The sequence below is a fragment of the Serratia sp. 25CWL12 genome, from assembly GCF_055790885.1.
In genome coordinates this window covers 2942589-2959473 of record NZ_CM147698.1, presented here as the reverse complement: position 1 = coordinate 2959473, position 16885 = coordinate 2942589, and the positions used below count along the sequence as shown (strand labels likewise).

Here is a 16885-nt window from a genome sequence, read left to right as displayed (position 1 = left end):
AGGGGCCAAAGGCGTGGCCCCTGATAACCCGCGCCTTCGCCAACTCAGGCGGTCGCTGCGCGACTGCTTTCACTACGCTGTGGCACATAACGGCCGGCTGCTACAGACCTCCCTGTCTGTCTCGCCTAAAAACGCCATCCTTGGCGTTTTTGCCTATGCTTCGTGTCTCCGTTCGGCGCCTTCAATGGCGTCAACTACTGTGTTCACTTTGACAATATTTTTGTCTGATGGCATGTCGGTTTTAAACCGTAAATTGGCGTATACCCAAGTGAGGAAATAATAATGAATCTACAGGAAATCCCCCTGACGCCTAATAATCAGCTTTTTAGTATTACCCTAGCGGGGCAATTACTGAATATGTGTATTATTTGGCGTGATGCGGCGGGTTGGGTGATGGATTTGATGAATAGTGCTGATGAGGTATTAATTTCTGGCGCACCCTTAGTGCCGGGGGTCGACCTGCTGGCACAATATAAACATCTGGGCATTAAAGGGGCGTTAGTGGTGGCGGTTGAAAATACGGCAGAACAATACCCCAGTAAAACCAACCTGGGTTTGGCGAGTCACCTTTATTTTATTCCGGAGTCGCCATGAGCCGAAACTGGATGCGCCACTTTGAATTGGTCTTAACCGATAATAACGGTAATGGCATACTTCTCAGTGAATTCAAAGTGACCTTTAAAATAGAATGGAAAAGTGCCTCAAGCCCCAGTGTTGCCACCGTCACTATTTATAATCTGTCCACAGAGACACAAAATAAAATTATTGGCCGTCAGTTTTCTAAAATGAAAATTATCGCCGGATATGACGGTATTGCCCCCGATGTTGCTGCCAGTGATGTGGGCAAGGTAAAAGTCATCTCTGATGATCAGGTGGGCCAACATGATGATATGAACTTTGGTTTGCTGTTTAGTGGCGACATCCGCTTCACCGCCACCGGGAAAACGGCAGTGACCGATAGCTGGCTGGTGATCCAGGCTAGTGACGGTTTTGATGCCTATAATAAAGCGTTTATCAAAACCCCGCTGGCCAAAGGCTATACGCTGAAAAATGTTTATGATCTGTTGCTGGAGGCACTTAAACCCTATGGCATGGTGGCGGGGATGCTGCCCACCTTCCCCACCACTGTATTCCCCCGGGGCAAAGTGTTTCATGGTTTTGTCAGAGATTATCTCACCGAAATGGTTAAACAGTTCCCCGGTGGGGCGATATGGCAGTTTGTCGGTGATCGGCTTGATATCTACACCAAAGAGATGAGCGCCCATCAGGCGATTACACTTAATGCGGGCAGTGGCCTGATGGTTCAGCCGCAAAAGACCGCCGGCAGTGGGGGGAGTAGTTCTTCTGAGGTTGGCATCAATGTGCGTTGCCTGATTAACCCCAATATCAAACTCAATGGCTTGATTGAGGTGGATGCCGAGAGCTTAAAGAGCTCAACACCGGATGCCGCTATTGCCGAGCAGAGTCAAGCTGCAGCTAAACCCTCTAGCGGTAAACCAGCTGCCGGTAAATCAGCGCCGAGCCAACCAGCGGAAAGCAAACCAGCACCAGCCCGTCTCTCTTCCGATGGTCTCTATATTGTTCGCAGTATTACTTATTTGGGGGATACCCGAGATCAAAACTGGTATATGGACCTGGTTTGTGACGCTCATGCACCAGTATCAACTCAATCACAGGGGGGCAAATGAGAACCACTCGACCTATCGATGAACAGGATATTTATCAACGCATACAACAAGAGGTGATTGCCCGCACCCGCACCGCCGCCCCAGGCACCATTAAATCCTTTGACCCGGAATCTGTCACCTGCGTGGTTTCACTGGGTATTAAAACCGTGATGCCGGATAGCGAGCAGCAAGGGCGCAAAATGAAGTCGGTCGATTACCCTTTATTGCTGGATTTACCGGTGGTCTTCCCCCGTGGTGGTGGGGTGACGCTCACCTTCCCGATTAAAGCGGGGGATGAGTGCCTGGTGGTGTTTGCTGACCGCTGTATCGATTTCTGGTGGCAAAACGGCGGCACGCAGGAACGGGTGGATCAACGAATGCATGATCTTTCGGACGCATTTGTTATCCCTGGCCCACAATCACAGCGCTATAAACTCAGTGGCATCAGCACCCGTAGCGCACAACTACGCAGTGACGATGGTGCGGCGTTTATTGAGTTGGAACCCGGCAGCCATGCCGTTACCGTCACCACTCCCGGCAAATTGACCGCTAGCGCCCAAGGCGGGACAGAAATCACCTCGCCGCAAATTGTGCTCAATGGCAATGTCACCATCAATGGCAACCTGTCACAAGGGATGGGCAGTAGCGGCGGCAGTGCCACCATGTTGGGGCCGATAAAAGTCACCAACGATGTTACTGCCAGCGGCAAGAGCCTGGTCAACCACACCCACGGCGGCGTACAGACCGGCGGTGGCAACACAGGTAAACCACAATGAGATACCGTAGAGAAGAGACCAATGGGGATTACACCTTTGGCCAGGGGGATAACACCTTTCTGACCAACAGCCCGGTAACCGTAGCCCAGGCACTAAAAACGCGTTTTGCCTTATGGCAGGGGGAATGGTTTCTGGATTTGGCGGCGGGGACTCCCTACCGTGAGGCGATACTCGGCAAACATCAGTCAATGGCTTATAACATGGTGGTACGTGAACGTATCCTCGCCACACCTGGGGTCACGGAGATCCAGACGTTTAACACTCAACAGAATGGCGAAACGCGTCAGGTCACCTTTACCGCCACCATCAATACGCTGTACGGCGAAACTACAGTCACCAGCGAGGCATAATGTTAAATCTTAAAACACTCGGGCTTGCGGCCACGGTGACCGCGAGCGGCATTACTGCGCCTGATTACCAGACCATCATCGACACTTTGAGCGATTATTTCCGCCAGATTTATGGTGAAGATGTCTATCTGGAACCAGACAGCAAAGATGGCCAGATGCTGGCTATTTACGCACTGGGCATTCACGATGCCAACAACACCGCCATCGCGGTGTATAACTCCTTCAGCCCAGCCACCGCCCAGCGCGGTGCCTTGGCTTCCAATGTGAAAATTAACGGTATTGCGGTTACCAGCGCCAGCAGTTCCACCGCGGATGTGTTGATTACCGGCCAGGTGGGAACGCAAATCACCAATGGCATCATACGGGATGATAACAACATCAGCTGGTCACTGCCCACCACGGTGACTATTGGCAACAATGGTACCGTGATGGTCACCGCTACCTGTCAGATTGAAGGGGCGGTGGTAGCCCTGGCGGGCACCATTACTACCATTGCCACGCCAACCCGTGGCTGGCAAGCGGTGACCAACCCGGCAGCCGCTACCGCCGGGCAACCGGTGGAAAGTGATGCTCAATTACGGTTACGCCAGAGCCAGTCGGTAGCGCTGCCTTCATTGACGGTGCTGGACGGCATTTTGGGGGCGGTGGCCACCCTGCCTGGGGTTGAACGTTACCGGGGCTATGAGAACGACAGCGCACAAACCGATGATCATGGTCTTCCTGCCCATTCCATTGCCCTGGTGGTGGATGGTGGCGATGCAGCGGCGATTACCAATACCATTGCCATCAAGAAAACTCCTGGCGGTGGCACCTTTGGTACCACCACGCTGCCTGTGACCGACAACTATGGCATTGTGCACCCCATCAGCTTCTTCCGCCCCACCGAGGTGGAAGTGTTTGTTAAGGTACGCATTACTGCACTGTCGGGCTATAACTCGGCCATTGCGCTGCAGATCAAACAGGCGATTGCTGACCATATCAATACCATCCGTATTGGTGACCCGGTGTTTATCACCCGCTTATACCTGCCAGCCAACCTCAATGGCCGGGCTGAGAGTACCAGCTACGACATTATCGATCTACAGATTGGCCGCGCTGCCAACACATTGGCGGCGGAAAACCTGCTGATTGACTTCAATTCAGTGGTGGCTTGCCAACCGGATAACGTCGACATAGTGGTGGGGCCATGAATGAAAGCAAATATCAACAACTGATCACCTCATACCATTGTCAACACCCACGGTTTTTTGACCATATTTCACTGATTAGCCAACCGTTTATTGATATTCAAAATGCCATTGAACAACAGGTACTGGACTTTGATCTGGACCGTGCAGTGGGTAATCAATTGGATGCACTGGGGTTGTGGATAGGTATTGGACGCAACATCAAAATACCCATTGAAGGGGTCTATTTCAGCCTGAATATTGATGATATTGGCTTTAACCAGGGGATATGGCGTGGGGAATTTGACACTGACGGCTTAACGCGGCTGGATGATGATAGTTACCGCACTCTGCTGCGTGCCAAAATTGCCGCCAACCATTGGAATGGCACCAGCGAAACCCTGAGTGATGTATACCAAGCAATATTCCCAGACCGAAAAACCCGCATTTTCGCCATTGATAATTATGACATGACCATGTCGATTTATATTACCGGTGAGGGTATTTCAGTAGTGATGAAATCGATTATTGCCCATGGTTATTTAGACGTTAAACCCTCAACGGTGGGGGTGGAGAGTTATACCATCAGCAGTGAGCCTGGGCGGTTATTTGGTTTTGATATTGATAATGATTTTATTGCGGGTGGCGATTTTGGCTCTTGGGGCATGCAATTAGGAAAATAATAACATGGCGAAAAATGAATTTTTACCCTTTGCTAATGCAGCCAATGCGGATGTATTAAGTAATGCCGAATATCAGGCTCTGGCGGCCAGAACGCTGGGTTTTTCCACCGGGGTGGCAAAATCTAAAGAGCTGAATACCGCCTGGCGGCAATCCTCGGTGATGTCTGCTGCACTGGGGCAATTTATTGCCGATAACAGTGGTAAAGATGTGCTGGATAATGGCGATACCAATGCTTTGGCGAATAATTTAACCACTGCGTTAAATAAGCGTTTTTTGCAATCGAGCAATAACTTTTCAGAAATTAACAGCGCTGGCCCAGTGGCAATTTCCGCCGCACTGGCAAACCTGGGCCTGGGTGATGGTTCGGCTCTGCCCGTGGGGGTACCTGTCCCTTGGCCGACGGCTATCGCCCCCGCTGGCTGGCTGAAGTGCAATGGTGCCAGCTTTGATAAAACCAAATATCCCCAACTGGCAAAGGCTTACTCTTCCGGCGTATTGCCGGATCTGCGCGGTGAGTTTATTCGCGGTTGGGATGATGGTAGAGGGGTAGATTTGGGGCGAGCTGTGTTGTCTACACAGCAAGCATCGAAAATTGGCGGGCAACTTTTTGGTAATAACGGAGCAGGCAGCGGAAATCAATGGTGGTGTGACCAAGATATTCCCTATGACGGTTGGGAACAATTTACTAATGAAAAAATGGGTACAACAGGAGTGCCATGGGGACGATTAACAAATATGCTGAGTGATATTAGATCGACATACGTTACTCGTTACACTGGCTATATCCGTCCCCGAAACCTTGCCTTTAACTATATTGTGAGAGCCGCATAATGAACCCACAAAACCAATTACCTAGGGCTGTTTTGGATAATAGCGGGTTAGCGCTAACTGCTGGTTGGCTAACTATTTACACCATTGAACCCACACAGCGGGAATATCAGCAAGCGATTGAGGAATATTTACCGCAAGGGGTAGGTCTGCCTGCACTGAGCTATTTAGAACTGCCCCCAATGCCTGGAAAAGGCACTGCCGTAGTGCGTAACACCGCTGGTACGGCTTGGGAGATAGTGGCGGACTATCGCGGCCAAACGGTTTATCACACCGCAACCGGTCAGCTAGAGCAAGTCACTACGCTGGGCCCTTTGGCAGCAGAGCTAACCCTGCAAACCCCAGCCACGCCCCATGACAAGTGGAATGGTCAACAGTGGGTAACTGATCAAGCAGCCCAACAGGCTGCAGAGGTGGCTAGTGCGCAAAATGAACTGCTACAACGCCAGCGCATTGCCAATGAACAAATTGTGCTGCTGGCAGACGCGGTAGAACTGGGCATGGCAACCGAAGCAGAATCTGCGGCTTTCCTGGCCTGGAAAACCTACCGGGTCTTACTGAGCCGGGTAGATATTCAAACCGCCCCCGATATTGCGTGGCCAGTAGCGCCAGTTTGAACTGCAGATCAATAGCACCCTGTAAGGAAAATAAAATAATGGCTAAAAATGAATTTTTACCGTTTGGCATTGCAGCTCATGCCAACGTGTTAAGCAATGCCGAATACCAGGCTCTACCTGCCCGAAACGCGGGTTTTCAGTCTGGGGTGGCAAAATCGAAAGAACTCAACAGCACCTGGCGCCAGTCATCAGTCATGTCCGCGGTACTGGGACAATTTATCGCCGATAATAGCGGCAATGATGTGTTGGATAATGGTGATTTAGCGGAGCTGCAAAATAATTTGGGTGCTGCTTTGAATAAGTTGTATTCAGATCAGCAACAAAGGCTCGCGAGCCCAGATGATGGAAATGGCGATGAATTGGTCGCTGTTAAGCAGCCCTATGCAGGATCTGTACCAAGAACACAGCATGAAGTAAATGCTGAATATATTAATGTTAAGGACTTTGGGGCTAAGGGGGATGGTGTTACAGATGATACAGTTGCTATTACTAATGCGTGGCTAGCGCTGACAACCAAGGGGTCTAAATACTTTCTTCAACACCCAGAGGGGGAATCAATCTATAACTGGATGAGCCTTAACGGTCCAAAACTCCTGTTCCCATCAGGGCGTTATATTTATAGTGGTGCTGGTTTAAACCTAAATGACACAATTAACCAAGTCCCTATTTTTAATATTGAGGGAGATGCAAGTGGGGCCTCTGAGATAGAGTTGCGCGGGGATATCTACTTAATCAACTCAAGTATTAATGCGTACCAGTTCTCGTTTAAAGATATGAAAATTTATGGCGGACTAGGCGCTATAATGTTTCCATCCAATGCACAGAACCAAGCACAGATTAGTGAAATTAGTGGATGCTTATTCTCAGCGTATCGAGAGTGTTCTGTCGGGTTTAGTTCTCAAGACTGGCCTAATATAAAAATTTATAATAATCAGTTTTATCCAAGAACCGGCTACCAGACCATCGGATTAATGGTGTCTGGTTTATCAGCTAACTCAGAGATAACTGGTAATGAGTTTGGTCTCGCAGAAGGGGCTGGAGTACATTGCTACGGGATTAAACTTAATACCGCACTTACAGATTCATTGCAGTATAACGGGCCAGCTACGCCAATTCTTGTTGCAGACAATAGCTTCTATCGGCGAAATTCCGTTAATGGTTCTACATCCATCTGGATGGTTCCCAACCCAACAACTAATAACAACGCTGGTAGAGCACTGGTGTTGCGCAGTAATAAATTTGGCGCTGAAAATATAAACGCCTCCGCATATCACGTCCTCATCGCTGATGAGGATACTGCTAGAGGGACGTGGGGTGGTGCACGCGGACACTCCACAATTAAATCCACTGGGTTTTTGCGTGGCGTATTGTTTGATAAAAACAATGTGCGGTTTGAGCCTAATCATACTCAGCCGTATATCGCGTCATTCACGCCTCACGTTCAGCGACTTGTGATCGATGACATTATCGATAACACTCTGCCCGTTAATGTCCTTGAGTTCCTGGGCGGGATGACTTATCTGGATTTTAACGTTCAAGATTACGACAACATCGTTTCAACACGGCTGTGGCTCGCCCCAACAGCAACAAACTATGTAGGTGCCCCTGTTGCGGCAGTGAGCAACTTCCCCGCTACACTAAAAATTATTGACGAAATGAAGTATCTTAATACTTCTGTATCAGATGTTAGTAATGGGCAAAGTGATGTTGTCTTCCGCACACTTATGACGGTAAGTAGTTCATTTTCAGGATTAATCACATCAGCTACTAAAACCGCCATAACTAATTCAATAGGTATCCCATCGGAAGCCGCAAGCGTTACATACTCCGCTAACTTCGGGCGTATAAGTTATATACTAAGTGGGTATGACTCAAACCGTATAACTTGGCTGGAAGTAGAGTTGGCACAAGGTGATACAAACCCAATAGGATCTGTCGCGGTTGAACTCATTGAGTCTGATGCTGTGCGTTTTATGCGTAGAGTTATTCATGTAACGCCTGAATGGCGTCTGTACAGAATACCGGTAGTTATCCCAGCAGGAGCGACAACAGCTATTTTTCGCGTGCTAGGAACTGGCTATACTGCATCAGCCACAACTATTAAGGTTGGTAGGGTATATGCGTACCACGCATCAGAGCCTATTGCGACTGGTCATGTTAGGTCCATTTGTTCCGATTGGAACACTCAGCACCTAGTTCTTGGATCTTATCACTTGTGGGTGGATTCTAGTGGAAAGTTGATGATAAAAAACGGCGCTCCAACGAGCGACTCAGATGGCGTGATAGTGGGCTCTCAGTCATAGATAGTTAGTAAAAAATGTGAAATAACCCGCGATCCGTCGCGGGATTATCCATTGTTTATCTCGCTATCAATCGTGCGCACGTAATAACTCAGCCACCGCTTAGCGCTGAAATTGCCCGGCGGTAGCGCTGTTATTCGGTTGTTTTGGTGGAGTCTGGTGCGGAATGTGTCGAATCAAAATGATATATACCCGTGATCAATGAAGATGTTTGATTTTGTTCACGATGAGGATCAAACTAGCCGACATGAAAATACATCTGACTTCTGAGCAACGGATAGCGCTTGAAATGCTGCACAAAAGCAGTACGCAGTGAACAAAGTTGGCTTATGGCTGGATGCCGAAAGGCCGGAAAACCGTTGTGGAAACGACAGGTAGTCGTACTCGCCTAAACATCATGGGTGCGCTGAATCTCAATGATATCGGCATTACTGTGGTCCGGGAATACGACAGTATTAACAGCCTAAATATCGGCCGATTCTTCATCGGTCGGAGCTAGTGAAAGAGTGGCGTATGTGATGAATAATGTCACTTTTGCAGCTGATAAAACATTTATAACCCCTATAGAGGTTAAATGCATTTAATCTACTCCGAATAATTAGACTTGCTTGGTAAAGCAAACACGATTGTGACCCCGCTCTCCCTTTGGGGATTCTAGTGTTGACGTTTATATTCATTTTTATGAATATAAAATCAATACCGAGAAAAATGACAAAATGAACCATAAATTTATAAAAAAAGAGGGCATTGCCCAGTCGTTTCTGGCCCGTTATCTGTTAACCGAACAGCCAGGTAATCGGCTGAAAACCATCGATGCCTTGGCGAAAGAGAGCGACTTATCGGTCGGGCTGATGCAGGGCGCGTTAAAGAGCCTGGAGCAGGCGGGGGCGATTGGCATTGAACGCCGTGGGCGTAATGGCAGCTTTATTGTTACCGCTGACCAGAAAGTGCTGCTGAAACATGCCAATATCGGTAATGTGGTCTGTGCGATGCCGCTGCCTTATACCCGCATTTATGAGGGGCTGGCCAGCGGTTTGAAAGCCCAGTTTGCCGATATCTCTTTTTATTTTGCCCATATGCGTGGTTCGGATGTCCGTATCGAGTGTTTGCTGAATGGCCTTTACGATTTGGCGGTGACCTCCCGATTAGCCGCAGAAAGTTACGTTAAACGGCAACAGGTGCAGGTGGCGTTGTCTCTGGGGGAGCACAGTTACACTGAGCAGCACCAACTGATTTATCGGCGCGGTGAACGGGACACCATCCGCAAAGTGGGGATAGACAGCGCCTCTGCGGACCAGAAAATCATGACCGCCGCCTTTTTTGCCGGGCAGCCGATCACGCTGGTGGAGATCTCGTACCATGAGTGCCTGAAGCAGATTGTTAGCGGTGATATTGATGCTGCCATCTGGAACGTCGGCCATGATGATGATTTGACCCCACTGGGGTTGGTGACTGAATCCCTCAGTGGTGATGAGTGTTTTACCAGCGCGTCAGAGGCGGTGATCCTCACCCGGCCAAATGATGTGCAAATGCAGCAGTTGTTACACACACTGGTGGATCGCCACCGGCTGTTACAACACCAGCAACATGTGGTGGCTGGCGATATTAGACCTGTGTATTAAGAGATAACCATTATTGAGGAATAACCGTGGAACAAAGATTACAACTGCTCTGTCTGGGTGGGGTGATTGATAGTGAGGTGCGTGATGGCATGCTCAAGGTGCTGGATGCGCTGGAGAACCGCTGGACAATTGCGGTGCGCAATGATCAGGGTATTATGGCGCTGACCCATATGGCCAGTGCGTTAATGCGCTCCAAGCAAGATGTGGTGATTCAGGGCTTGGATGAAGAACTGCTGCAAGAGATCTGCGAGGCAGAATGTTATCCGCAACTGCGGTTAATCCATCAGGATCTGTTACAAGTTTCCGGTCATCAAGTACACCCTAATGAAGAAGGTTACTTGTTGGCTAATCTCTATAGTTTATTACAGCATAGTTTATTGCAGCGGCAGGAGCAGGGTGGGCACTAGGCACTGTTTTGTGACTTATACTCGTTATACTTCAAATTGCTTGGGTGTTGGCTACGTTTTGTCACCCCAGTCACATAGTCGGCTATGCTCCTGGGGATTCCAGCACTTGCCGCCTACAATCAATACGAATTATTTAGAGTATAAATATTCATATTAATGAAAATTAAACAGTGACGACCATCAGGGCTGCAGAAGGGAAAATATGTTTATTAATGCACTGCAAAAACAAAACCCCCGGCTGATTGATGCCGCCAGGGCGTTATGGGTTCAGGGGCTGATTTCACCTGATACCTATATCATTGATGTTGATAGGGTTATCGCTAATGCCCGTCTGCTGCTGCAAACTGCTCAGGCCTGTGGCATAGAACTCTATCTAATGACCAAACAGATTGGTCGTAACCCCTGGTTGGCGAAACGCTTGGTGGCATTGGGTTACCGTGGCGTGGTGGCGGTGGATTTCCGTGAGGCACAGCAGCTTGCTGCTGCCGGTGTGCCGCTGTGTCACGTTGGGCACCTGGTGCAGATCCCCGATAACCTGATCCCGCAAATATTGGCGCAGCGCCCAGAGGTGATCACGCTGTTCTCGCTGGAAAAAGCGGCCAAAATCTCGGCACATGCCCAGCAGTTAGGGATGGTCCAGCCGGTGATGTTAAAGGTCTTTGCCGAGGGAGATCTGCTCTATCCGGGTCAGGAAGCGGGTTTTGCATTGGAACAATTGCCGGATGTCGCGGCACAAATCGCGGCGATGCCAGGGTTAGTATTGCAAGGGGTGACTCACTTCCCTTGTCTGTTGTGGGATCCGCAATTGCAGCAAACCTTACCCACTCATAATCTGCAAACGTTGCTGCGAGCCAGCCAGCAACTGCAGCAAAGTGGTGAGGACATCAAGCAGATCAACGCACCTTCTGCCGCCAGTTGCACCACCTTGCCGCTGTTGGCACAACAGGGGGCGACCCATAGCGAACCGGGCCATGCGCTAACTGGCACCATCCCCGCCAATATTACTGGGGAACAGCCAGAGCAGATTGCCATGCTCTATCTCACCGAGGTTTCCCACCATTTTGCTGGTAACAGCTACTGCTATGGTGGCGGCTACTATCGCCGTGGGCATCTCCAGCAGGCATTAGTGGCCACTGATGAAAGCGGTTTATGGCAGCGGGCAACAGTGCAACCGCCGGATGATTCAGGCATTGATTATCATATCGGTTTATCCGGGGTTTACCCCATTGGTAGCCCGGTGGTGATGTGCTTCCGTACCCAAATTTTTGTTACTCGCAGCGATGTGGCACTGGTGTCCGGTGTTGCCAGCGGCGAACTGAGGCTGGAAGGGATCTACGACAGCCTGGGCAATATGAAGAAGGGGAACGCCTGTGGCTAAGTTTCTGGTGCTGGTGATTGATAGTTTCGGTATTGGTGCCATGGACGATGTGGCACAGCAGCGGCCACAGGACCTGGGGGCCAATACCTGTGCGCATATTTTGCAGGCCAACCCGGATGTCCGCCTGCCGATGTTGGAGCGCTTGGGGTTGATTAATGCATTGGGTTTTCAAGCCAATGTGATGCAACCCAGTGCCAGTGCGTTGTTTGGCCGGGCCAACCTGCAGCATGAAGGGGGGGATACCTTTATGGGGCATCAGGAAATTATGGGTACCCGGCCACAAGCGCCACTCTGTATTCCTTTTTCAGCGGTGATTGATCAGGTTGAAGCGGCGCTGCAACAGGCGGGCTATCAGGTGGAGCGCAAGGGGAACCCGCTGCAATACCTGTGGGTGAATGATGCGGTGGCCGTGGGGGATAATATCGAAGCCGATCTAGGGCTGGTATTTAATCTCACCGCTAACCTGACGCTGATCCCGTTTGATCAAGTGAAAAAAATGGGCCGCATTGTGCGTGAGCAGGTCAAGGTTGCCCGGGTGATTGCCTTTGGCGGCTTGATTGGCGATAACCAGCGCATTCATCAGGCGGCGGAGAGCAAGCAGGGTCAATATATCGGCATCAATGCCCCGGCCTCCGGTGCTTATGAAAACGGCTTCCAAGTGCTGCATATGGGGTACGGCGTCAATGCGGCGGTACAGGTACCAGAAAAACTGCATCAAGTAGGTATCAGCACAGTATTGATTGGGAAAGTCGCCGATATTGTGGAAAACCCTCACGGCACCAACTATCTCGATCTGGTGGATAGCCAGACGATTTTAACCATCACGCTGGCGGAGCTGCAAAAGCCGGGGGATGGTTTTATCTGCACCAATATTCAGGAAACCGACCTTGCGGGGCATGCGCAGAGTGTCGAGCGTTATCTTGACCGTTTACAACTGGTGGATCGTCATCTAGCGGACATCTTGCCGGCCATTGGCGAGGGCGACTGCCTGATAGTGACCGCCGATCATGGCAATGATCCGACCATTGGTCATAGTAAACACACCCGGGAAAGGGTACCGCTGCTGGTTTATTCCCCAGGGGCCCCCACGGGGGATTTTGGCTTGCGTAGCAGCTTGGCTGATATTGGTGCCACGGTGTGCGATTTCTTTCACGCCCCGGCACCACAACATGGCAGCTCATTCTTACCCCTGATCCAGCCCGATGATTCACTCAGGAGCCCCTTATGAGCAGCACAACCTGGATTGATAGTAGCGGTTACACCTATGTGCATGAGCATCTGCATATTGACCTTTCTGGTGGCAAAAACGATATCGACTGCAAGTTGGATCAATATGAGCTGATTTGCCAAGAGATGCGTGAGCTGTTTGCCCTGGGGGTGCGCAATATTGTCGAAATGACCAACCGCTATATGGGGCGCGATGCCGAGTTTCTCCAGGCGTTGATGCGTGATAGCGGCATGAACATTGTCGCCTCTACCGGTTATTACCAGCAGGCATTTTATCCTGCTCATCTGGCACAACTGAGTGTGGAGCAAATTGCCGCTGAGATGTGCGCTGAGATTGAGCAGGGGATTGATGGCACTAGCATGAAAGCCGGTGTGATTGCTGAAATTGGCACCAGCCGGGGGAAGATTACCGATGAGGAGCGGCGGGTGTTTGCCGCAGCAGCATTGGCCCACCAACAGACGGGCAGGCCGATCTCCACTCATACTACCCTCAGCACCATGGGTTATGAGCAGTTACAACTGCTGAAAAGTTTGGGGGTTGCCGCCCAGCATATTGTGATTGGGCATTGCGACCTGAGCGACAATCTCGCCACCATTTTGCCGATTCTTGACCAAGGTGCCTGGGTGCAATTCGACACCATTGGTAAAAATAACTATTACCCAGACAGTAAGCGAGTGGCGATGCTGCAAGCTATTGCCGAACGCGGTCAACTGGGGCAAGTGATGCTGTCTATGGATATTACCCGGCGCTCGCATCTCAAAGGTAATGGTGGGATTGGTTTTGCCTACCTGCTGCACACCTTTGTGCCGATGTTGCTTGAGGCTGGTTTTTCGCAACGAGATGTGGATTTGATGTTACGTGACAATCCGGCGCGGTTTTTTAACTGATCGCTACTTACGCTGAATAAAAAAAGGGAAAACAGATGAAATTTGTTATTGGTGGCCAGATTGAAAAAGAAAAAATTGCTGATACGGTGCGCCGTCTGGCAGGCGATAAAGCAACATCCGTCAGCATTATGAATGATATTGAAGCGGCGATGAGCCTCAAAAGTGGGCAGGCGGATATCTATCTGGGTGCCTGTAATACCGGCGGTGGCGGTGCACTGGCGATGGCGATTGCCATTGCGGGGATGGATAAATGTGTCACGGTGGGTATGCCCGGCAAGATCCTCTCTGAAGCGGAAATTGTCGCCCATATCAAGGCGGGTAAAGTCGCTTTCGGCTTTACCGGTCAGGATATTGATGTGGTGGTACCGGTGATCATTAACACGCTGTTCCCTAACTGAGGTTTTAGCTATGGATCACTCATTTTTAATGCGGTTGATTGAGATCGACCTGATGAAAGCGGGGTTGTTGGCAGTGATTGGTGCGATCTCCGCCATGATGGCTAACCGCGGGATTGCGGTATTCCATGATGGTCTGCGCCCACTGATACCAGAATATCTGGAAGGGCGCATGAGCCGTAAAGCGCTTGCCGCCACCAGTTTTGCCCTGAGCTTCGGGCTGATTATTGGCTTCGGGCTGCCATTTTCCCTGGCGGCACCGATTATTCTGGTGCATAGCCTGCTGCTGGGTACTGACGTGATCGGTGTTTGGTGTGCGGATAGCCGCAAGGGATTGATAGCATCGGGTATTATTGGTGCACTCTATGCTATCGCCCTGATGACCGGGTTGCGTTCGGTGGTGGAGCTGTTCAGCCATATGCCGGTTAACTTTATGGATAACCTGGGCAAAGTCGGTGACCCGATTGTCGCCTGCTTTGCGCTATTCCCGGCCATTGTGGTGGGTTATCAGTATGGTTACCGTAAAGGGATTTGGGTGCTGCTGGCAACGCTGGTGGGGTATCTGGCAACACAATCTATCGGTAGCCTGAGCTTTGGTGGCCTGATTGAAAAACCGGTGAAACTGGATCCTAACGGCACTGCGTTGCTGCTTTCCATGTTGGCGATGTTCTATTTCGCCATGAAAGAGCGCCCGGCGCAGGCCGAAGGGGGCACCCAGCAACCCGGTGCCAATGAGATGCTGGTGGGGCTGTTTTCCAGCCGTATCGCCCGTATTCAAAAGAACAAATGGTTGCTGGTGCTCAGTGGCGGTTTGACCGCAGTGGCGGCCACCATGTCATTTAGTCTGTTGGCGGAAGGGCCGGTGTCGTTGCAATTGATGGCCCATGGCGAACAACACAGTGCCATGTTGGTGGCATTGGCCCGTGCTATCAGTTTCGTGCCGTTGGTGGGGATGACGGCCATTGCCACCGGTGTTTACAGCCCGGATGGTATGAAGTTTGTGTTTGTTGCCGGCCTTGCTACTAATAACCCGTGGATCGCCTTTGTTGCCGGTTGCGTCATTATGTTGATGGAGATCCAACTGCTGACCAAAATCGCCATCGGCCTGGATAAATACCCGGGGGTTAAAGCCTGTGGTGACCATATTCGTACTGCCATCACGCGGATGCTGGAAGTGTCATTGTTGGTGGGGGGGATGATTGCCTCAAATGCCATCCTGCCGGGAATGGGCTTTATGGTGGTAGCGGGTCTTTACTTGCTGAACCGCACCTCGAAACGGCCACTGGTTGAGATGGCGATCGGGCCGATTGCCACCATTATCGTCGGGATATTGGCGAATGTTATTCATATTGTCGGTCTTGGCTGATAGTACGTTGGCTGATAGTACGACAGTGCACAGAGGTGAATCATGATCAGAACGTTTCCGCTCACCAGTATGGATATGGAGCAGGCACAACAGGCTCAGTTCCGGCTGGTGGATACCATTTGCCGGCATTTCCCAGGGGCTGAGTTTTTAACTCAGGGTGATTTGGGGCTGGCGCCGGGGCTAAATCAGCCGCGGATTACCCGGCAGGTTGAAGCGGTGATTGCCGAGTTTTTTTCTGCCGAAGCGGCGGCCTTGGTGAGTGGCGCGGGGACTGGGGCGATTCGCTGTGGCTTGGCGGCGTTGCTGAAAACCGGTGATAGTCTGTTAGTTCATGATGCACCGGTTTACCCCACCAGTTTGGTGATTGCTGAACAAATGGGGTTAAAGTTGATTCGGGCTGATTTTAATCAAGCGGATCAACTGGCGGCAGCGGTGTGCGAGCACCGCCCGGTGGCGGCCTTGGTGCAACATACTCGTCAGAAAATTGACGATAGCTATGAGTTGGCGGCGGTACTCAGTCAATTGGATCAACTGGCCATTCCCACGCTGGTGGATGATAACTACGCGGTGATGAAGGTGGCACAGATTGGCTGTGAGTTGGGGGCGACGGTGTCCACTTTCTCCAGTTTTAAGCTGTTTGGCCCGGAAGGGGTAGGTGTGGTGGTGGGTAAGCAATCGGTGATCACCGCTATCCGTAACAGCATGTACTCCGGTGGTAGTCAAATCCAGGGGCATCAGGCGATGGCGGTATTGCGTGGCTTGACCTTTGCCCCGGTGATGCATGCGGTTCAGGCGCGGGTGAATGAGGAGTTGGTGCGCCGTTTGAATCAGGGTGAAATTCCCCAGGTCAAACAGGCATTTCTGGCTAATGCACAATCCAAGGTGTTGCTGGTGGAATTTCACCAACCCATTGCGGCAGCGGTGCTGTCACATGCCCAGCAGTTGGGGGCGTTGCCTTATCCGGTAGGGGCTGAATCCAAATATGAGATCCCGCCGCTGTTTTATCGCGTCTCTGGCACTTTCCGCCAGTCAGACTCGACACTGGAACAGCGGATGATCAGGATTAACCCCAATCGCAGTGGTGCAGATAGCATTATTCGCATTCTGCAGGAGAGTTGCCAAGTCGTCTGTTGAGATTCCCCATGTCATACGTAGGGGCGCTAATTGTGCCCCTATAATCCAGAGATATCGGGCAATACTCAAAGAACCGAGCT

The 16885-nt window shown here is 50.7% G+C and carries 17 protein-coding genes and 1 pseudogene; all 18 read left to right on the top strand.

The features are described from left to right. Nucleotides 1-282: 282 nt before the first annotated feature. Nucleotides 283-594: a phage baseplate plug family protein gene (locus ACX9GV_RS12780; protein ID WP_473195775.1), complete on the top strand. Its 312-nt coding sequence runs from the start codon at nt 283-285 to the stop codon at nt 592-594. After that, nucleotides 591-1688, top strand: coding sequence for a hypothetical protein (locus tag ACX9GV_RS12775; protein WP_473195774.1), 1098 nt, complete (start codon nt 591-593; stop codon nt 1686-1688). The genes ACX9GV_RS12780 and ACX9GV_RS12775 overlap by 4 nt, the downstream gene beginning before the upstream one ends. After that, complete coding sequence (locus tag ACX9GV_RS12770) at nt 1685-2443, top strand: phage baseplate assembly protein V (RefSeq protein WP_473195773.1); 759 nt, start codon at nt 1685-1687, stop codon at nt 2441-2443. Before ACX9GV_RS12775 ends, ACX9GV_RS12770 begins: the two co-directional genes overlap by 4 nt. Next, the gene (locus tag ACX9GV_RS12765; RefSeq protein ID WP_473195772.1) at nt 2440-2793 is read left to right on the top strand and encodes a contractile injection system sheath initiator; all 354 of its coding nucleotides are present in this window, start codon (nt 2440-2442) and stop codon (nt 2791-2793) included. Before ACX9GV_RS12770 ends, ACX9GV_RS12765 begins: the two co-directional genes overlap by 4 nt. Further along, a complete protein-coding gene (locus tag ACX9GV_RS12760; RefSeq protein WP_473198035.1) occupies nt 2790-3983 on the top strand; it encodes a baseplate J/gp47 family protein in 1194 nt (397 codons plus the stop codon). Before ACX9GV_RS12765 ends, ACX9GV_RS12760 begins: the two co-directional genes overlap by 4 nt. Then, a complete protein-coding gene (locus tag ACX9GV_RS12755; RefSeq protein WP_473195771.1) occupies nt 3980-4642 on the top strand; it encodes a DUF2612 domain-containing protein in 663 nt (220 codons plus the stop codon). The genes ACX9GV_RS12760 and ACX9GV_RS12755 overlap by 4 nt, the downstream gene beginning before the upstream one ends. 4 nt (nt 4643-4646) lie before the next feature. After that, nucleotides 4647-5474: a tail fiber protein gene (locus ACX9GV_RS12750; RefSeq protein ID WP_473195770.1), complete on the top strand. Its 828-nt coding sequence runs from the start codon at nt 4647-4649 to the stop codon at nt 5472-5474. Continuing rightward, nucleotides 5474-6088, top strand: a complete 615-nt coding sequence (locus tag ACX9GV_RS12745; RefSeq protein ID WP_473195769.1) for a tail fiber assembly protein — start codon at nt 5474-5476, stop codon at nt 6086-6088. The genes ACX9GV_RS12750 and ACX9GV_RS12745 overlap by 1 nt, the downstream gene beginning before the upstream one ends. 38 nt (nt 6089-6126) lie before the next feature. Further along, nucleotides 6127-8391 (top strand): glycosyl hydrolase family 28-related protein, encoded by a 2265-nt coding sequence (locus ACX9GV_RS12740; RefSeq protein ID WP_473195768.1) that lies wholly within the window; start codon nt 6127-6129, stop codon nt 8389-8391. A gap of 313 nt (nt 8392-8704) precedes the next feature. Further along, nucleotides 8705-8872, top strand: a pseudogene (locus ACX9GV_RS12735) (transposase); the annotation flags it as partial. A gap of 232 nt (nt 8873-9104) precedes the next feature. Further along, nucleotides 9105-10010: a GntR family transcriptional regulator YhfZ gene (gene yhfZ / locus ACX9GV_RS12730; RefSeq protein WP_473195767.1), complete on the top strand. Its 906-nt coding sequence runs from the start codon at nt 9105-9107 to the stop codon at nt 10008-10010. 26 nt (nt 10011-10036) lie between these two features. Further along, nucleotides 10037-10417, top strand: coding sequence for a PRD domain-containing protein (locus ACX9GV_RS12725; protein ID WP_473195766.1), 381 nt, complete (start codon nt 10037-10039; stop codon nt 10415-10417). A 202-nt stretch (nt 10418-10619) separates the two neighbouring features. Continuing rightward, the gene (locus ACX9GV_RS12720) at nt 10620-11795 is read left to right on the top strand and encodes a YhfX family PLP-dependent enzyme (RefSeq protein ID WP_473195765.1); all 1176 of its coding nucleotides are present in this window, start codon (nt 10620-10622) and stop codon (nt 11793-11795) included. Next, complete coding sequence (locus ACX9GV_RS12715) at nt 11788-13023, top strand: phosphopentomutase (RefSeq protein ID WP_473195764.1); 1236 nt, start codon at nt 11788-11790, stop codon at nt 13021-13023. Before ACX9GV_RS12720 ends, ACX9GV_RS12715 begins: the two co-directional genes overlap by 8 nt. Next, nucleotides 13020-13910, top strand: a complete 891-nt coding sequence (locus ACX9GV_RS12710) for a phosphotriesterase-related protein (RefSeq protein WP_473195763.1) — start codon at nt 13020-13022, stop codon at nt 13908-13910. The genes ACX9GV_RS12715 and ACX9GV_RS12710 overlap by 4 nt, the downstream gene beginning before the upstream one ends. A 35-nt stretch (nt 13911-13945) precedes the next feature. Continuing rightward, a complete protein-coding gene (locus ACX9GV_RS12705; RefSeq protein WP_473195762.1) occupies nt 13946-14308 on the top strand; it encodes a DUF2620 domain-containing protein in 363 nt (120 codons plus the stop codon). Between the two features lie 10 nt (nt 14309-14318). Further along, complete coding sequence (locus ACX9GV_RS12700; RefSeq protein WP_473195761.1) at nt 14319-15671, top strand: YhfT family protein; 1353 nt, start codon at nt 14319-14321, stop codon at nt 15669-15671. Between the two features lie 45 nt (nt 15672-15716). Next, the gene (locus tag ACX9GV_RS12695) at nt 15717-16805 is read left to right on the top strand and encodes an aminotransferase class V-fold PLP-dependent enzyme (RefSeq protein ID WP_473198034.1); all 1089 of its coding nucleotides are present in this window, start codon (nt 15717-15719) and stop codon (nt 16803-16805) included. The last annotated feature ends 80 nt before the right edge of the window (nt 16806-16885 follow it).

Bases quoted from the DNA above. Each gene is read 5' to 3' on its own strand.
- ACX9GV_RS12740 (WP_473195768.1), top strand. From the start codon at position 6,127: ATGGCTAAAAATGAATTTTTACCGTTTGGCATTGCAGCTCATGCCAAC.
- ACX9GV_RS12700 (WP_473195761.1), top strand. From the start codon at position 14,319: ATGGATCACTCATTTTTAATGCGGTTGATTGAGATCGACCTGATGAAA.
- ACX9GV_RS12770 (WP_473195773.1), top strand. From the start codon at position 1,685: ATGAGAACCACTCGACCTATCGATGAACAGGATATTTATCAACGCATA.
- yhfZ (WP_473195767.1), top strand. From the start codon at position 9,105: ATGAACCATAAATTTATAAAAAAAGAGGGCATTGCCCAGTCGTTTCTG.
- ACX9GV_RS12765 (WP_473195772.1), top strand. From the start codon at position 2,440: ATGAGATACCGTAGAGAAGAGACCAATGGGGATTACACCTTTGGCCAG.
- ACX9GV_RS12775 (WP_473195774.1), top strand. From the start codon at position 591: ATGAGCCGAAACTGGATGCGCCACTTTGAATTGGTCTTAACCGATAAT.
- ACX9GV_RS12720 (WP_473195765.1), top strand. From the start codon at position 10,620: ATGTTTATTAATGCACTGCAAAAACAAAACCCCCGGCTGATTGATGCC.
- ACX9GV_RS12710 (WP_473195763.1), top strand. From the start codon at position 13,020: ATGAGCAGCACAACCTGGATTGATAGTAGCGGTTACACCTATGTGCAT.
- ACX9GV_RS12705 (WP_473195762.1), top strand. From the start codon at position 13,946: ATGAAATTTGTTATTGGTGGCCAGATTGAAAAAGAAAAAATTGCTGAT.
- ACX9GV_RS12745 (WP_473195769.1), top strand. From the start codon at position 5,474: ATGAACCCACAAAACCAATTACCTAGGGCTGTTTTGGATAATAGCGGG.
- ACX9GV_RS12750 (WP_473195770.1), top strand. From the start codon at position 4,647: ATGGCGAAAAATGAATTTTTACCCTTTGCTAATGCAGCCAATGCGGAT.
- ACX9GV_RS12755 (WP_473195771.1), top strand. From the start codon at position 3,980: ATGAATGAAAGCAAATATCAACAACTGATCACCTCATACCATTGTCAA.
- ACX9GV_RS12780 (WP_473195775.1), top strand. From the start codon at position 283: ATGAATCTACAGGAAATCCCCCTGACGCCTAATAATCAGCTTTTTAGT.